Source organism: Pseudomonas sp. 5Vm1k, assembly GCF_056161485.1.
Map to the genome: position 1 here is coordinate 64,845 of NZ_JBSPCZ010000007.1, position 14,499 is coordinate 79,343.

Annotated in this window: 17 protein-coding genes; 8 read left to right on the forward strand and 9 right to left on the reverse strand. The window is 58.5% G+C overall.

Going from position 1 to position 14,499, the window contains the following annotated elements:
- Positions 1-30 precede the first annotated feature (30 nt).
- On the forward strand, positions 31-315 hold the full coding sequence (ppnP, locus tag ACWIKB_RS15555) for a pyrimidine/purine nucleoside phosphorylase (RefSeq protein WP_054614024.1): 285 nt from the start codon (positions 31-33) through the stop codon (positions 313-315).
- A 71-nt stretch (positions 316-386) separates the two neighbouring features.
- Here ppnP and ACWIKB_RS15560 read toward each other — a convergent pair whose 3' ends face one another.
- A complete protein-coding gene (locus ACWIKB_RS15560; protein WP_475267943.1) occupies positions 387-1,193 on the reverse strand; it encodes an MOSC domain-containing protein in 807 nt (268 codons plus the stop codon).
- A 175-nt stretch (positions 1,194-1,368) separates the two neighbouring features.
- Complete coding sequence (locus tag ACWIKB_RS15565) at positions 1,369-2,304, reverse strand: chemotaxis protein CheV (protein WP_054052105.1); 936 nt, start codon at positions 2,302-2,304, stop codon at positions 1,369-1,371.
- Between the two features lie 442 nt (positions 2,305-2,746).
- Here ACWIKB_RS15565 and ACWIKB_RS15570 point away from each other — a divergent pair, with 442 nt between their 5' ends.
- The 3 genes from ACWIKB_RS15570 (at position 2,747) to ACWIKB_RS15580 (ending at position 5,280) form a co-directional block, all read left to right on the forward strand.
- Positions 2,747-3,217 carry a hypothetical protein gene (locus ACWIKB_RS15570; RefSeq protein WP_475267945.1) on the forward strand — a complete coding sequence of 157 codons (471 nt, stop codon included), beginning with the start codon at positions 2,747-2,749 and terminating at the stop codon, positions 3,215-3,217.
- A gap of 513 nt (positions 3,218-3,730) precedes the next feature.
- The gene (locus tag ACWIKB_RS15575; protein WP_475268240.1) at positions 3,731-4,624 is read left to right on the forward strand and encodes a sensor histidine kinase; all 894 of its coding nucleotides are present in this window, start codon (positions 3,731-3,733) and stop codon (positions 4,622-4,624) included.
- Positions 4,621-5,280, forward strand: coding sequence for a response regulator transcription factor (locus ACWIKB_RS15580; RefSeq protein WP_475267946.1), 660 nt, complete (start codon positions 4,621-4,623; stop codon positions 5,278-5,280). Before ACWIKB_RS15575 ends, ACWIKB_RS15580 begins: the two co-directional genes overlap by 4 nt.
- On the opposite strand, the gene yegS is transcribed toward ACWIKB_RS15580, so the two are convergent.
- A complete protein-coding gene (yegS, locus tag ACWIKB_RS15585; RefSeq protein WP_475267948.1) occupies positions 5,264-6,181 on the reverse strand; it encodes a lipid kinase YegS in 918 nt (305 codons plus the stop codon). The two genes, ACWIKB_RS15580 and yegS, sit on opposite strands and share 17 nt — an antisense overlap.
- A 231-nt stretch (positions 6,182-6,412) precedes the next feature.
- Between yegS and ACWIKB_RS15590 the strand changes: the two genes are divergently transcribed.
- Positions 6,413-6,679: a hypothetical protein gene (locus tag ACWIKB_RS15590; RefSeq protein ID WP_475267950.1), complete on the forward strand. Its 267-nt coding sequence runs from the start codon at positions 6,413-6,415 to the stop codon at positions 6,677-6,679.
- Positions 6,680-6,736: 57 nt separating this feature from the next.
- On the opposite strand, the gene ACWIKB_RS15595 is transcribed toward ACWIKB_RS15590, so the two are convergent.
- Positions 6,737-7,963: a molybdopterin molybdotransferase MoeA gene (locus ACWIKB_RS15595; protein ID WP_475267951.1), complete on the reverse strand. Its 1,227-nt coding sequence runs from the start codon at positions 7,961-7,963 to the stop codon at positions 6,737-6,739.
- Entirely contained in the window at positions 7,947-8,486 is a 540-nt protein-coding gene (gene moaB / locus ACWIKB_RS15600; protein ID WP_475267953.1) for a molybdenum cofactor biosynthesis protein B, read from the reverse strand. The genes ACWIKB_RS15595 and moaB overlap by 17 nt, the downstream gene beginning before the upstream one ends.
- Positions 8,487-8,569: 83 nt before the next feature.
- Here moaB and mobA point away from each other — a divergent pair, with 83 nt between their 5' ends.
- The gene (gene mobA, locus ACWIKB_RS15605) at positions 8,570-9,172 is read left to right on the forward strand and encodes a molybdenum cofactor guanylyltransferase MobA (RefSeq protein WP_475267954.1); all 603 of its coding nucleotides are present in this window, start codon (positions 8,570-8,572) and stop codon (positions 9,170-9,172) included.
- A 75-nt stretch (positions 9,173-9,247) separates the two neighbouring features.
- The gene (locus tag ACWIKB_RS15610; protein WP_475267955.1) at positions 9,248-9,469 is read left to right on the forward strand and encodes a YgdI/YgdR family lipoprotein; all 222 of its coding nucleotides are present in this window, start codon (positions 9,248-9,250) and stop codon (positions 9,467-9,469) included.
- A gap of 78 nt (positions 9,470-9,547) precedes the next feature.
- Here ACWIKB_RS15610 and ACWIKB_RS15615 read toward each other — a convergent pair whose 3' ends face one another.
- The 3 genes from ACWIKB_RS15615 to ACWIKB_RS15625 all read right to left on the reverse strand — a co-directional run bounded on the left by ACWIKB_RS15615 (position 9,548) and on the right by ACWIKB_RS15625 (position 11,205).
- Positions 9,548-10,438, reverse strand: a complete 891-nt coding sequence (locus ACWIKB_RS15615; RefSeq protein ID WP_475267956.1) for a pseudouridine synthase — start codon at positions 10,436-10,438, stop codon at positions 9,548-9,550.
- Between the two features lie 71 nt (positions 10,439-10,509).
- On the reverse strand, positions 10,510-10,818 hold the full coding sequence (locus tag ACWIKB_RS15620; protein WP_475267957.1) for a transcriptional regulator: 309 nt from the start codon (positions 10,816-10,818) through the stop codon (positions 10,510-10,512).
- 150 nt (positions 10,819-10,968) lie between these two features.
- A complete protein-coding gene (locus ACWIKB_RS15625; protein WP_475267959.1) occupies positions 10,969-11,205 on the reverse strand; it encodes a glutaredoxin family protein in 237 nt (78 codons plus the stop codon).
- A 220-nt stretch (positions 11,206-11,425) separates the two neighbouring features.
- Between ACWIKB_RS15625 and ACWIKB_RS15630 the strand changes: the two genes are divergently transcribed.
- On the forward strand, positions 11,426-13,138 hold the full coding sequence (locus tag ACWIKB_RS15630) for a cation:proton antiporter (protein WP_475267960.1): 1,713 nt from the start codon (positions 11,426-11,428) through the stop codon (positions 13,136-13,138).
- Here ACWIKB_RS15630 and ACWIKB_RS15635 read toward each other — a convergent pair.
- Positions 13,135-14,343 carry an ammonium transporter gene (locus tag ACWIKB_RS15635; RefSeq protein ID WP_401323532.1) on the reverse strand — a complete coding sequence of 403 codons (1,209 nt, stop codon included), beginning with the start codon at positions 14,341-14,343 and terminating at the stop codon, positions 13,135-13,137. The genes ACWIKB_RS15630 and ACWIKB_RS15635 overlap by 4 nt on opposite strands.
- Positions 14,344-14,499: the final 156 nt, after the last annotated feature.

The window sequence follows — 14,499 nt, forward strand, 5'->3', positions numbered from 1 at the left end:
CCTTTTAAGCCCTTTTTCGAGGAATCGCCCATGTTTAAAGTCAACGAGTACTTCGACGGCACCGTCAAGTCGATCGCCTTTGGCACTGCTGAAGGTCCTGCGACCATCGGCGTCATGGCCCCGGGCGAATACGAATTCGGCACCAGCCAGCGTGAAATCATGCACGTGGTGACCGGCGCCCTGACCGTCAAACTGCCAGACAGCAGCGACTGGGAAACCTTCGCCGCCGGCAGCCAGTTCAACGTACCTGCCAACAGCAAGTTCCAGCTGAAAGTGGCCGTCGACACCGCTTACCTGTGCGAATACCGCGGCTAAAACCCTGGGTTTTCACAGCGCAAAAAAATGCCCGTGTCCAAGGACACGGGCATTTTTCGTTCAAGGGCTTTTTACTCGAGGATCGTCACCGGCATGCCGACTTCAAGTCGACCGTTGCTGTCGTTGACCAGGTTCTGTCCGAACATCGCACCGTCCTCCTCGGCCCGATACTTCTGCAACGTGGCCAAGGGCTCGCGATCATCGCTGCGTAAACCGGTCTGCGGATCGATCGTCGTCAGGATGCAACGCGAGCACGACTTGACCACCCGAAACTCGACGTCGCCGATGCAAATGCGCTTCCAGCCATCCTCGGCATACGCCTCACTGCCTTCGATCACCAGATTGGGCCGGAAGCGCAGCATTTCCAGCGGTCGCCCGACTTTGCTCGACAGGTCTTCCAGTGATGCTTGGCCAATCAGCAACAGCGGAAAACCATCGGCGAATGCCACTTGGTCGTCGTCCTTGCCGTAACCGGACTGGGTGGTGCGCGCGCGATCCAGCGGCACTTGCACCAGCCGTGTCGGCTTGCCGATGAATTGGCTGACCCAGGCCCCCGCTGCGTCGCCGGCGTCGGGCACGCGCAAGGTGTCGCGCCAAATGGTCACACCGCGCAGTTCGGCTTCAGTGCCGGGCAAGGCAATATCAATCGGTGAATGGCCAGGCGCGCTGAGGGTCAAGCCGCCATCGGCATTCCACAGCGCCGACAATTGGCTCATTTGCGCCACTGCGCGCTGGGTCAAGAAGCGCCCACTGGCCTCGTCCACCAACATCCAGCGTCGATCCCCGTCCAGGCCCAGTTTGTCGAGGTTGACCTGTTGCAGGGTCTCGCCCTTGCCGGATTTCAACGGATAACGATAAAGCGCGCTCAGACGCAGCATGGCCAGCTCCCTGGTGGCAAAAACGCCACCCTATACGAGCTTGATCGCTGAATCAAAGGCAAAAAAAACCTGTGGGAGCGGGCTTGCTCGCGAAGGCGGTGTGTCAGCTGACATCAATGCTGAATGTGACACCGCTTTCGCGAGCAAGCCCGCTCCCACAGGGATTAGATCGTGATTAGGCCGGCACTTCGTCCAGCATCAGGCGCTGGCGCACTACATCCACAAGCTTGTCCGGCTGGAACTTGGAGAGGAAGTTGTCGCAGCCGACCTTCTTCACCATCGAGTCGTTGAAGCTGCCGGACAGCGAAGTATGCAGGACCACGTAGAGGCCACGCAGGCGTGGATCGTTGCGGATTTCGGTGGTCAGGCGATAGCCATCCATTTCCGGCATTTCCGCGTCAGTGAAGATCATCAGCAGCTTGTCGGTCATGACCACGCCGGTATCGGCCCAGGCTTTGAGCATGTTCAGCGCCTTCAGGCCATCGCTGGCGATGTGCATTTTCACGCCCAACTGGCCGAGGGTGTCGCGCAATTGCGAGAGCGCCACGTTGGAATCGTCCACCAGCAGCACTTCACGACCACGGGCGCGCTCCAGCACAGGGTCATCAAGTTTGTCCTTGGACACCTTGGCGTTGTACGGGACGATTTCGGCGAGGACTTTTTCCACGTCGATGATTTCCACCAACTGGTCGTCGACCTTGCTGATGGCCGTCAGGTAATGCTGGCGACCGGCGCTGGTCGGTGGCGGCAGAATGGCTTCCCAGTTCATGTTGACGATGCGATCCACGCCACCGACCAGGAACGCCTGCACCGAGCGGTTGTACTCGGTGACGATGATCGTACTGGTGGGGCTTGGCACCAGAGGTCGCATGCCGATCGCCTGGGACAGGTCGATCACCGGCAGCGTCTGGCCACGCAGGTTGACCACACCGCAGACAAACGGATGGCGCTGGGGCATCAGGGTCAGTTTTGGCAGTTGCAGTACTTCTTGAACTTTAAACACGTTGATTGCGAACAATTGCCGCCCGGCCAACCGGAACATGAGAATTTCCAGGCGATTCTCACCCACCAGTTGCGTGCGTTGGTCTACCGTGTCGAGAATGCCGGCCATCAATGACTCCTGGGCTTGTTCTGATGAATTCACTAAAGAGGGTTATCGGCTGTTATTGCCGGACCTTGACCCCCAGACAAAATGCCATGCTCAGCCATTGATGTCACATTAACATCATGCTTTACTGCCCCTGTGATTTTCATCTGCTTCATCCCCTGCCGCGCGACCTCGGTTCGCACGTTAGGTTCCCCTGTGTAAGGGATTCCCCTAGTAACAATCAGGCCCAACCTGATATTCGCAATATCCAATAGCCATTAATGTGACGCCATTCTCATTGCATGAACGGAGTCAGGCTTTTGTGTGCGATCGCAGGTCAGTGGCCCTCCACCCTCTCGAGTTCTCCAGCGAGCGCAAAAGCTTACCGGCGTGCGCTCGCGCAAAAACTCGTGATTATCGGCACACACGACATTCCCTCATCTGACATGACGTTGTGGAGATAAGCATGCCGAACGACCATAAAGAGGGAACTCAGGGGCTTCCCGAATTTCTCGTCGAGGCTGAAACACTCCTGGCCAAATCCGAGGAATGTCTCAGTCATCTGCAACTGATCAGCAATGATACGGACGCGATCGACTGCATGCTCAGCACCCTGCTCAAGCTGGCAAACAAGGCCGATGCCCTGGCGCTGGAGGCGGTTTCGGAGTTTTCTCTGCATATTCATGGCTTGTTGAACCATGCCCAACATCACATGGAACTGCACGACCAGGCCCTGGATGCGTTGAAAGACTGCTTGACGCTGATGGCCTGGCAGCTTGAACTCATCGACCCGAAAACCGGCCAATTGAGCCTTGATGACAGCGAGCAGGTTTCGCTGATCGAAGCCTTTGCCTTTCAGGTCGGACAAAGCCGTTTTCAGCCCCCTGCCCATGCCAAACCGCTCACTCTGGTGGCCTTTTCGGAACGGCAAGCTTAAATCTCCAGATAACTATGCGCCGTCTGGTTTTCATATTGCCCGGAGCCGACTCAGCAACTTGAATGCACATGTCGCAATTGAATATTTCATACCTGCCAACGACAGCTCATTACACATAATTATTCTTGTCGGGCACGGACTTTCTGTCTCGGGCTCAGGTAATGCCTGGCATTAAAAATAAAAAACAGGCACGTCCACTATCTTCGCACGACAAAAAAACCAAACTTTTTCCATTATGGAACACACGTCCAATTCTCTTTAATTCCTGACTGTATGGACATATATACCAAACGCGACCAACGGTATCTTAAGTGGTATTATGCCGCCCATTAGTTGCCTTCAATTAATGGCACCTTGATTCCAAACGAGAGCAGCCCGCTAAACTTCAAGGCTCGATTTCGTACATGGGTTTGCCGGTTGAAGTCGGTGATTTACCCAACAGTTTTCCAGACAGAGACCCGTCAACCACCTGACCGGTCTGCCCGCAGCGAACATCCATTGGCTCCATCTGCTATGTACGCCAGCCTCAAGTCAATCACCACATGGCCACCGTCCCGAGAAAACGCGCGTCGGTTCACGCTATTGCTGTGTATCTGCTCGGCGCTTGGCAGCTTGCTGGTCTATGGCCTGTCCACTCGCCTGCCGGCAAGCCTGCTGGTGCTCAATTTGGCAGCACTGGCCTGCGTCTGGGTCGGGCATCGCCTGTCGCTCAAGTCGATCAAGTTTCAACCTCAAGAGTTGGCCGACCGGCTTCTGGAAGTACAGGAAAATGAACGTCATCGACTCAGCCGCGAGTTGCACGACGACATCGGCCAATTGCTGACAGCCGCAAAACTTCAAAGTGAATGGCTCAAGCGCCGATTGCCCGAAGACCTTCAAGGTCAGTGCTCGGTGCTCTGCGACACCCTGGAAGAAACCTTGACCAAGGTGCGTGACGTGTCAGCCATCCTCAATCCCCGGCAACTGACCAGTCTTGGCCTGGAAGCCAGTTTGCGGGCACATTTGCTCAAGACCCTGGCCAACACCTCGGTGCACTGGAGCCTGGAATGCCATCAGCGCTTGACTGGCATTCCGGAAGAAATGGCCGTGGCCGCCTTCCGGATTACCCAGGAAGCGGTGACCAATATCCTGCGCCATGCCGAAGCCCGGAATCTGCTGGTGCGCGTGCAACGCCTGCCGCAGGGTCTGACATTGTTGATCAGCGATGACGGTCAAGGCTTTGCGCCTGCGGCGAACCCCGGGCGCGAGGGGCAACGCGGAATGGCCGGGATGTCGGAACGGATCGAGCAATTGGGCGGGACCTTGACCGTGACCAGCGAGCCAGGCAAAGGCACTCAAATCGAAGCACTATTCCCCTGGGCGCCCCGAGCGCTCGAGCGGGCCAGTACGAATAAGGTTATGCGTTGACTTGTAACTTACTTCTGGTGGATGACCACTCGCTTATCCGGGCAGGCGTGCGCGCTCTGGTGCTGGATATTCCCGGCTACGCCGTCGTTGGTGAAGCCAGTGACGGCTCACAACTGCTGGAGATGGTCGAGCAACTGTCCCCGGACATCGTCCTGCTGGATATTTCCATGAAGGAAACCGGCGGCCTTGAAGCCTTGCAGCGACTTAAAAGGGTTCGTCCACAAAGCAAAGTGCTGATCCTGTCGATGCACACCGACCCGGCGCTGATCATGCAGGCGCTGGAATCCGGTGCCCACGGCTACTTGCTCAAGGACACCACGGCCACCGAACTCGAACACGCCCTGGACGCCTTGCGTAACAATGAGCGCTACCTGAGCCCGGCCATCGCTCACACCGTGATCAATCAGGCGCTGACCCGTACGCAGAAAAACCAGCCGCCGATCCCCGACACCCACAACCTGACGGCACGCCAGCTGGAAATTCTGCGGCTGATCGTTCGCGGCAAATCCACCCGGGAAATCGCCAACGGTCTGGGCCTGAGCATCAAGACCGTCGAAACCCATCGCTCGCAGATCATGAAACGCTTGCAGATCTACGATGTGGCCGGCCTGGTGCTATTCGCCGTACGTGAACAAATCATCAGCCTGGACGATTGATCGCTTGCGATGAGCCCAGCAGTGGCGAGTTCGGCGGCAAGTGCACCCGCAAGGCCGCCGGACGCGCCTCGAAACGCAAGTTATCGCCTTCCAGCGGTTCGCCATCAAGGTTGATGTGCAGGCCTTCCGACACTTTGATCTCGACCCACGGTAGTCGGGCCCGCACGAACATGTTGTCGATACCGAAGCCATCGGTCAGCAGGTTTTTCAACGTGCCGACCACCTCCTGCGGTGCCGGCAAAATACTGATATCCAACAGCCCGTCATCCACCAGCGCCTCCGGACACAACACGCGGCCACCACCGGCCTGCCGGCCATTACCGATACCCAACGCCAGCAACTCGCCACGCCAATGAAAGTCCGGGCCCTGCAATTCACCGTAAGCCGCATGCAATTCGCTGAAGCGCGATAAACCGGTGAACAGATACGCTGCGCCGCCCAGGACCTTTTTCAGGTCCTCCGAAGTGTTGGCCGTAACGTTACTGCCAAAACCACCCGTGGCCATGTTCAGGAAAACCTGGCCGCCGATCGTTCCCAGGTCGATGGCGCTCGGGGCACTGTCCAGCAGTTCCAGCGCCTGAGCGGGCTCCAAAGAAATACCGGCGGCCCGCGCAAAGTCGTTGGCGGTGCCCAACGGCAGCAACACCAGGCTGGCCTCGGTCGAATGCGTCGCCATGGCTTCGGCGATATCACGCAAGGTTCCGTCACCGCCACCGGCAATCACCTGCCTGTAACCGGCTGCCAGCGCTTCATCCACCAGACGTTGGGCATCGCCAGCCTCCCACGTCACCCGGACGGCCAGTTCCCATCCCTGCTTGCGCTTGCCTTCAACGGCCGCGCGGACTTCCTCGTTGAGTGCCTGCTTGCCATGCAGAATCAACAGCGCCTTGCGCTCACCCATTGCTGTCACTCCCCTGTTTGGAATCCGTATGGGAGATGTTGACCTCACAGGCACGCAAAAAAGTCAGGGAAACTTGAATTAATTCAGCGTCCCGGCGCTTTGGGTCCTACAACGCAGTATTTTTTCCTACGAAACATGAGGAATCGGCTCAATTGACCGAGGCAGGTGATTGGTACACCGTTGGCGCCAGCGGTCTCAATCAAAATACAAACACACAAGGATGTGCACGCAATGAATGGAAGCGCCTTAAAGGCTCATCAGGCTGAATTCAAAAACAGCGTAAAAGCCAATGGAGAAGTTGATATGGAACCTCGAGTCATTGAACTGGAGACACACCTCAAATACATCCGTCGAGACATGGATGAGGTGCGGGGTGACGTCAAATCCATCAAGCACCGCCTGGCCTACTCAGCCGGCGCAACTGCGGTAATCCTGGGACTGCTGGGGTGGATCGCCAATAGCCGGTTCGAACAGGTCGTGACACTCCTATCTCGCTAAGCCGCACGGGGTGGATGCAAGGCCCGGCTCGAACAACCGGGCTTGCAAGGGCGGGCATCAGCCCAAGACTTCACTCAAGGGGATGAAGTTGACGACATCCCCCTCGATCAATGTGCAGTCTTCCAGCACCTCCACCAGGCCTTCGGCCCAGGCGGCGCTGCGCAGTACACCAGAACTCTGATTCCTGTAAATGGTTGCCCGACCGTTCTCGAGGCGCCCACGCAGGTACTCACGGCGATTGCCAGCCTTGGGCCAGACAAACCCTGCTGGCACCGGGAACTTCAGCGGTTCGACGTCCTGAACACCCTGACGACGCAGGAGATAAGGCCGCGCCAACAAGGCAAAAGTCACCAGCGTCGAAGCCGGATTACCCGGCAGGCCAATGACCGGTACCCCACGAAAATGCCCGAACGTCAGCGGTTTGCCGGGTTTGATGGCGAGCTTCCACAGTGACAGCTCGCCCTCTTCGCGCAGGGCAATGCCCAGGAAGTCGGCTTCCCCCACGGATACCCCGCCAGTGGACAGAATCAGGTCGACATTGGTCAGTTCGCCCAAACGCGCGCGGGTCACCGCCAGATCATCCACCAGGATGCCGGCATCAATCACCTCGCAACCCAAACGCTGCAACCAACTGCACAGCAGCACACGATTGCTGTTATAGATCTGGCCCGGCCCCAAGGCCTGACCGGGTTCGATCAGTTCATCACCGGTGGACAGCACCGCGACACGAATCTTGCGCACCACCGCCAGTTCCGCACAGCCCAGTGATGCCGCCAGCCCCTGCTCGATAGGCCCAAGGCGCGTACCGGCCGACAAGACCAACTCACCAACAGTGGTTTCCTGGCCCTGGGGACGAATGTTCTGGCCCGGCGTCATGGTTTCGATGAAACGTACACGCTCGTCCGCCTGGACTTCGGCGTTCTCCTGCATCTCGACACAGTCGGCACCCGCGGGCACCGGAGCACCGGTGAAGATTCGTGCACACGTGCCTGGCTGCAACGGTTGCGGGGCCTGGCCAGCGAAAATCTTCTGGCTGACTACCAATGGCTCGCCGGTCCAGTCGGCCACGCGCAAGGCATAACCGTCCATGGCGCTGTTGGGCCAGGGTGGCAGGTCCAGTGTCGAAATCAGATCGTCTGCCAGCACGCGCCCCTGGACCTGCGCCAACGGCAATCGCTCAGGTTCACGAATCGGCGCCGCTTCAGCCATCTCCAGCAAACGCGCCAGTGCCACCTCGACCGGCATCAAACTACCGGTCTTGCCAGGCTTACCCGCGGGATTCACAGGGAGCCGCCTGTTTCAGATGAGGAACGAAATTGCACGGGCGGTGACGCGAGTCCAATTGCTCGGCGAGAATGCCATCCCAGCCAGTGCGCACAGCATTGGTCGAACCCGGCAAGCAGCAGACCAGCGTGCCATTGGCCAGACCTGCCAACGCACGGGACTGCACGGTAGAGGTGCCGATATCCGCCACGGAAATCTGGCGGAACAACTCGCCAAAACCATCGACCTGCTTATCCAGCAGGCAACTCACCGCTTCCGGCGTACTGTCGCGGCCGGTGAAACCGGTACCGCCCGTGATCAGCACCACTTGCACCACATCGTCGGCAATCCAGGTGGCGACTTGCGCGCGAATTTTGTAGAGATCATCTTTAAGCAGCACCCGCGCCGCCAGGTTGTGACCGGAAGCACTCAGGCGGTCGACAAAGACCTGGCCAGAAGTGTCGGTTTCCAGGGTACGGGTATCACTGACTGTCAGCACCGCGATGTTGAGTGGTGCGAAAGGTACATCAGCCTTGGCTTTCATAGGCTCGTCCAGTTGTAGGGGAAACAGCCCGGTGTTATATCACAGCGCCTCATTTTTTTTCGCCGCCCCCACGGAGAGCTGCCATGACTTCCAATACATCTCTTCCCACCTGTTCAATTCTGCTCCTGGCGGGTGGACGCGGCCAGCGCATGGGGGGCCAGGACAAGGGTTTGATCGAGTGGCACGGCGAACCGCTGATTGCGCATCTGCACCGCAAGACCCGCGCGCTGAGCGATGACCTGATCATCTCTTGCAATAGAAACCAGGAAAAGTACGCGCCTTACGCCGACCAACTGGTGGTTGATGATCATGCCGATTTCCCCGGCCCTCTGGCCGGCATCCGGGCGGGTCTGAAGGCTGCCCGCCACTCCCATTTGCTGGTGCTGCCCTGTGATGTGCCACGTATCGATGCCGCTTTGCTTCAAGGCATGCGCGAGACCGCCGCGCAGCATCCGGACAAACCACTGATGCTGCGCCACGGTGAACACTGGGAACCGTTGCTGTGCATTATCCCCGTCGCCCTTTCACCGGCGTTCGAAAACGCCTGGAACAAGGGCGAACGCAGCCCGGGTCGAATCATGCGCCAGCTGGGCGCTACCGCCCTGCAATGCCCCGACAACGACCCTCGCCTGGCCAACCTGAACACACCCGAACTGTTAAGTGCACACAACAGTGTGTCAGACTGACACGAGAAGGAACTTGCGCTCGTTGCATACGTCTACAAGCTCAGTAACCAAAGAATTCATATCGGAGACACACTCATGACTCAACGGACCCTCGCCACTTTCATGCTCGCACTGGGCCTCGCCACCCTCGCCGGTTGCGCATCGCCAACAGTGATCACCTTGAATGATGGTCGTGAAATCCAGGCCATCGACCAGCCTAAATTCGATTCCGAGTCGGGTTTCTACGAGTTCGAACAGCTGGACGGCAAGCACACCCGCATCAACAAGGATCAGGTTCGCACTGTTAAAGAGTTGTAATCTTTGCGGTGATAACCGGATACAGAAAAGCCCGCTAAATTCGGGCTTTTTCGTGGCTGACATAAAGTGCGGCGTCGATTACCACTGCAAGGTGATAGCGCTTTCGAAGGCCCGTTCCTGCCCGGTGACGGGATCGACAAAACGTAAGCCCTGGGCCAGCAGCTTCAACGGGTTGGCGTAGTCATCCTCAACATCCTTGAGCACCTGCGGATAAAACGGATCATTGCAGATACTGGCGCCCAGAGCGGTCATGTGCACCCGCAACTGGTGCTTCTTGCCGGTCACCGGGTAGAGCCCGTAACGCCAGAGTTCGCCGTTTTTCTCCCGGACTTCGACGGCCGTCTCGGTATTGCTGACGCCTGGACCTTCCTGCATGCGGAAGAACGGTTCGCCGTCCACGAGGCGGCTTTTATGGACCAACGGAAAGGACAACTCAGGCAATGCCCGGGCAATGGCCTCGTAGCGCTTTTCGATCTGTCGCGTAGGGAACAACGACTGATACGCCGAACGCGTCTGCGGGTTGGCCGAAAACAACACCAGCCCCGCCGTATGCCGGTCAATGCGATGCAATGGCACCAGATGCGGATTATCCAGGCGGTGGATCAGCCGTCGCAGCAGCGTTTGTTCGACGTATTCACCCGCCGGCGTCACGGGTAGGAAGTGCGGTTTGTCCGCGACCACCAAGTGTTCATCGGCGTACAGGATCGACTCGACCACCGGGATCGGCTTTTCGTCCGGCACCTCGCGAAAATAGTGAATCCGCAGGCCTTCCTTGTACGGCAGGTCAACGGCGATCGGCTGTCCTTGGCCATCGAGGACACGACCGCGTGCGATGCGGTCCAGCCATTGCTCACGACCAATAGCGCGGAAGTGCTCGCACAGGCAATCGAGCACGGTCGACCACGGGCCAGGTGGCAAGTAGAGGGTGCTGGCCTGGCTGTGTGCAGCGGAAAACGATGAAGTGGACATACAAAAGCTCTAACCCTCAATGCAGGGCGGCATTATCCAACAGTGGCCGAAGCGAACCTAGCAGAGAATCCTCAGGCCGTCCGCGCGGCGGCTTCGGTGAACTCCTTGAGCCAGCGCAGCACATCCACCGCTTCCCAGCGGCCCGGATCATAAAGCGCATACATCAAGCCCTGATAACCCACGACATCCAGTTGCCGGTGATAACCCGCGCGCTGGAACAAGGCTTCGATTTCGGCGAAACAGGTGTTGAAATGCAGCTTGTTGAAGGGCGTTTTGCCTTCGGTGACCAGGCCATCCAGACGCAGCTCGATGACAGCCTCGCGCACCACGTCGACCGACATCCGGTTCACGCTGTTCTTCAATTGTTCGACATTGACCACGGTACATCCCTCTGACTGGCGCGATTACCTGGCCAAACCCGGAAGGGAGGATGCATGGCAGGCAATCCGAATAACTGTATGAACATACAGTAACCGAATAACCTGTTTTTCGCCAATGGATGAACGCAACACCGCGACGGATGGGGACACTCAGCGCAAGAACGCCACGACCTGCTCGGCATCGAAGGGCCAATCGAGTTCAGCGCCGGTATCGAGGCGCCGCAACACTGGAATTCGCAGGCCGTAGTCTTCGACCCACGCTTCGTTTTCCGCGATATCGACCAACTCCACCATCAAACCGTGCTCGACCATGGGCATCAGTTCGTCTTCGGCAAGTTCACATAAATGGCAACCCAGGGTGCCGAACAGCTGACATTCAGGAGGCATGACAAACAGACCCGATAAAGTAGGCGTTCATTCTAGGCCCCGCCGCCATAACCCGTCGAGCCAATGCCCCCGAGGCCTGCAGACGACAGCGTCAGTCAATTTCAAAAGGTTTCGGCAATTTGCTGATGCACATCATTTGCGCGCAATCCTGTTTGCGCGATGCTCTGGACTTTTTTTGCCTCTACGCTTGGGGAGCCCCAACCCCTCACCGGAGTTTTTTGTGTTTGCCAATCTGCTGATCATCCTCGCCTCCTCCCTGGTGGTCATTGCCCTGTTCCGGCGCCTGCGCTTGCCACCCGTGCTGGGTTACCTCTGCGTAGGGCTGATGGTCGGGCCCACGGCATTTGATTGGGTAAACGAAAGCGAAGAGCTGCCGGATCTCGCTGAGCTGGGCGTGGTTTTTTTGCTGTTCTCCCTGGGGCTGGAGTTTTCCCTGTCGAAAATGCTCGCACTACGCCAGGTCGTATTCGGCCTCGGCAGCCTGCAAGTGTTGAGTTCCGGGATACTGCTGGGGGCTTTGCTGATGCTGTTCGGCATGTCGGTCACACCCGCCTTGCTGCTCGGCGCCGGCCTGGCGTTGTCTTCCACGGCGATTGTCAGCAAAGAGTTGAGCAGCCTGGGGGAGATTTTCAGCAGCCACGGCCAAAATGCGATCGGCGTGTTGTTGTTCCAGGACGTGGTGGCGGTCTTGCTGCTGACCCTGGTGCCGGTGTTCGCCGGCAGCAGCGATCAAGCCTGGTATTGGGCATTGCCGCTGACACTGGCCAAGACCGTGTTGCTGTTTGTCGGCCTGCTACTGGCCAGTCGATGGTTGCTGCCCCGGCTGTTCCAGGAGGTAGCCGCGTCCCGTTCTGCGGAACTGTTCGTGCTGCTGGCCCTGGTGATTGTGCTGTTGACCGCCTGGCTGACACATCTGCTCGGCCTGTCCCCTGCCCTCGGCGCATTCCTGGCCGGCATGCTGTTGGGGGAAAGCCATTATCGGCATCAGATCGAGGCTGATATCCGGCCGTTCCGCGACATCCTGCTCGGGTTGTTTTTCGTCAGTATCGGCATGCTGATCGACTTACAGCTATTCGCCAGCCACGGCTTGCTGATCCTCGGTCTGACCCTCGGATTGCTGCTGATCAAGGGCAGCGTGGTGGCCCTGCTGGTCAAATGGCGCGGCAGTGACGGCGAGACCGCCTGGCGCAGTGGCTTGGCGCTGGCCCAGGGCGGCGAGTTCTGCTTTGCCTTGATGGCGCAGATGCAGCAACACAAATTGATGCCCGCCGACCTCGGTGGCCTGCTGCTGGCTGCGACGTTCTGTTCGATGCTGGTTACCCCGCTGTTGTTGCGCGCCGCCCCACGCATCGCCGCACGCCTGCACCGCAAACCCAACGAAGAAGCGCAACTCGAGGAAATCAGTGCGCTCAACGCCGGGCTGCATAGCCATGTGGTGATTTGCGGTTATGGCCGCGTGGGCCAATCCATCGGCCGCTTTCTGCACAATGCACAACAACCGTATATCGCTCTGGATAACGACCCGGTGCGGATTCAGGAAGCGGCGGTCGGGAAAAGCAGCGTGCACTACGGCGATTCACGTCGCGGTGAGTTGCTGGTCGCCGTCGGGCTGGAGCGCGCCAGGTTACTGGTGATCGCCGTCGACCAGACTGACATTGCCTTGCTGATCTTGAAGGAGGCGCGTCGATACAACCCGAGCGTACCGATTCTGGTGCGCACCCGGGATGACAGTCAGTGGGCTGAATTGAAAGCAGCCGGCGCCAATGAAGTGGTGCCGGAGTTGCTCGAGTCGAGCCTGATGCTCGCCTCCCATGCGCTGATCATGCTGGGACTGCCGGCGCATCAGGTCCAGGAACGAGTCGATCAGGTCCGCCACGACCGCTACCGCCTGCTGCACCGGTTTTATCCCGGTGCTGAAGATGAAGAAAACTAGTCCTGGCTCACGGCGCCTATCTTGTGCACCGACAAATCCGCGCCGTAATACTCCTCTTCCTGGCTCAGGCGCAGCCCATGGAATGCCTTGATCGTGCCGTACACCGCGAAGCCGCCGGCCAGTGCCACGATCACGCCCAGCGAGGTGCCGATCAACTGGCTGATCAGGCTCACACCGCCCAGGCCACCCAGGGCTGTCTGACCAAAAATGCCGCAGGCAATCCCGCCCCAGACGCCGCACAAACCATGCAACGGCCAGACACCCAACACATCATCGATGTGCCATTTACCTTGGGCCGCAGTAAAGCACCAGACGAACAACGCCCCGGCGATCGCACCGGTGACCAGCGCGCCCACCGGATGCATCAGGTCGGAACCGGCACAGATCGCCACCAGCCCGGCCAGCGGGCCGTTATGCAGGAAGCCTGGGTCATTGCGCCCGACGATCAACGCCGCCACGGTGCCGCCGACCATGGCCATCAACGAATTCACCGCCACCAGGCCACTGACGCCCTGCAACGTCTGTGCACTCATGACGTTGAAGCCGAACCAGCCGACGATCAAAATCCACGACCCCAAGGCCAGAAACGGAATACTCGACGGTGCAAACGCCACCAGTCGACCGTCGCGATAGCGCCCTTGCCGTGGCCCGAGCAACAGCACCGCCGCCAGCGCGAGCCAGCCACCCATGGCGTGAACCACCACGGAGCCGGCGAAATCATGGAAGCTGGCGCCAAAACGCTCCAGCAACCAGGCTTGCACTCCGAAGTTGCCGTTCCAGATCATGCCCTCGAAAAACGGATAGATGAACGCCACAATCAGTGCCGTCGCGCACAACTGCGGAACGAAGCGTGCACGCTCGGCAATACCGCCGGAAATGATCGCCGGGATCGCCGCCGCGAAGGTCAGCAGAAAAAAGAACTTCACCAGTGCATAACCGTGATCGGCATTGATCACTGCCGCCGGTTGCATGAAAGTGACGCCGTAGGAAATCCAGTAGCCTATAAAGAAATAAGCCAAGGTCGAAATGGCGAAGTCGCTGAGGATTTTCGACAAGGCATTGACCTGGTTCTTTTGGCGAACCGTGCCGACTTCCAGAAAGGCGAACCCGGCGTGCATGGCCAAAACCATGACTGCACCGATCAGAATGAACAACGTATTGGAGCTGTGAACCAGACTGTCCACAGCGCTTTGCAGATTTTCCATGGGGTTGGCAGACCTGAAGGCTAAAAAAGCACCAAAGCAGTTCGCGCAGGCAATTCATGCACCAAGTTGCGGCTTGTCGGAACCAACGCATTGATTCCAATGAACCGCTTTGGCGCACAAGGTCATCACCTTTGCGCGGGTTTTGATTATTTGAGT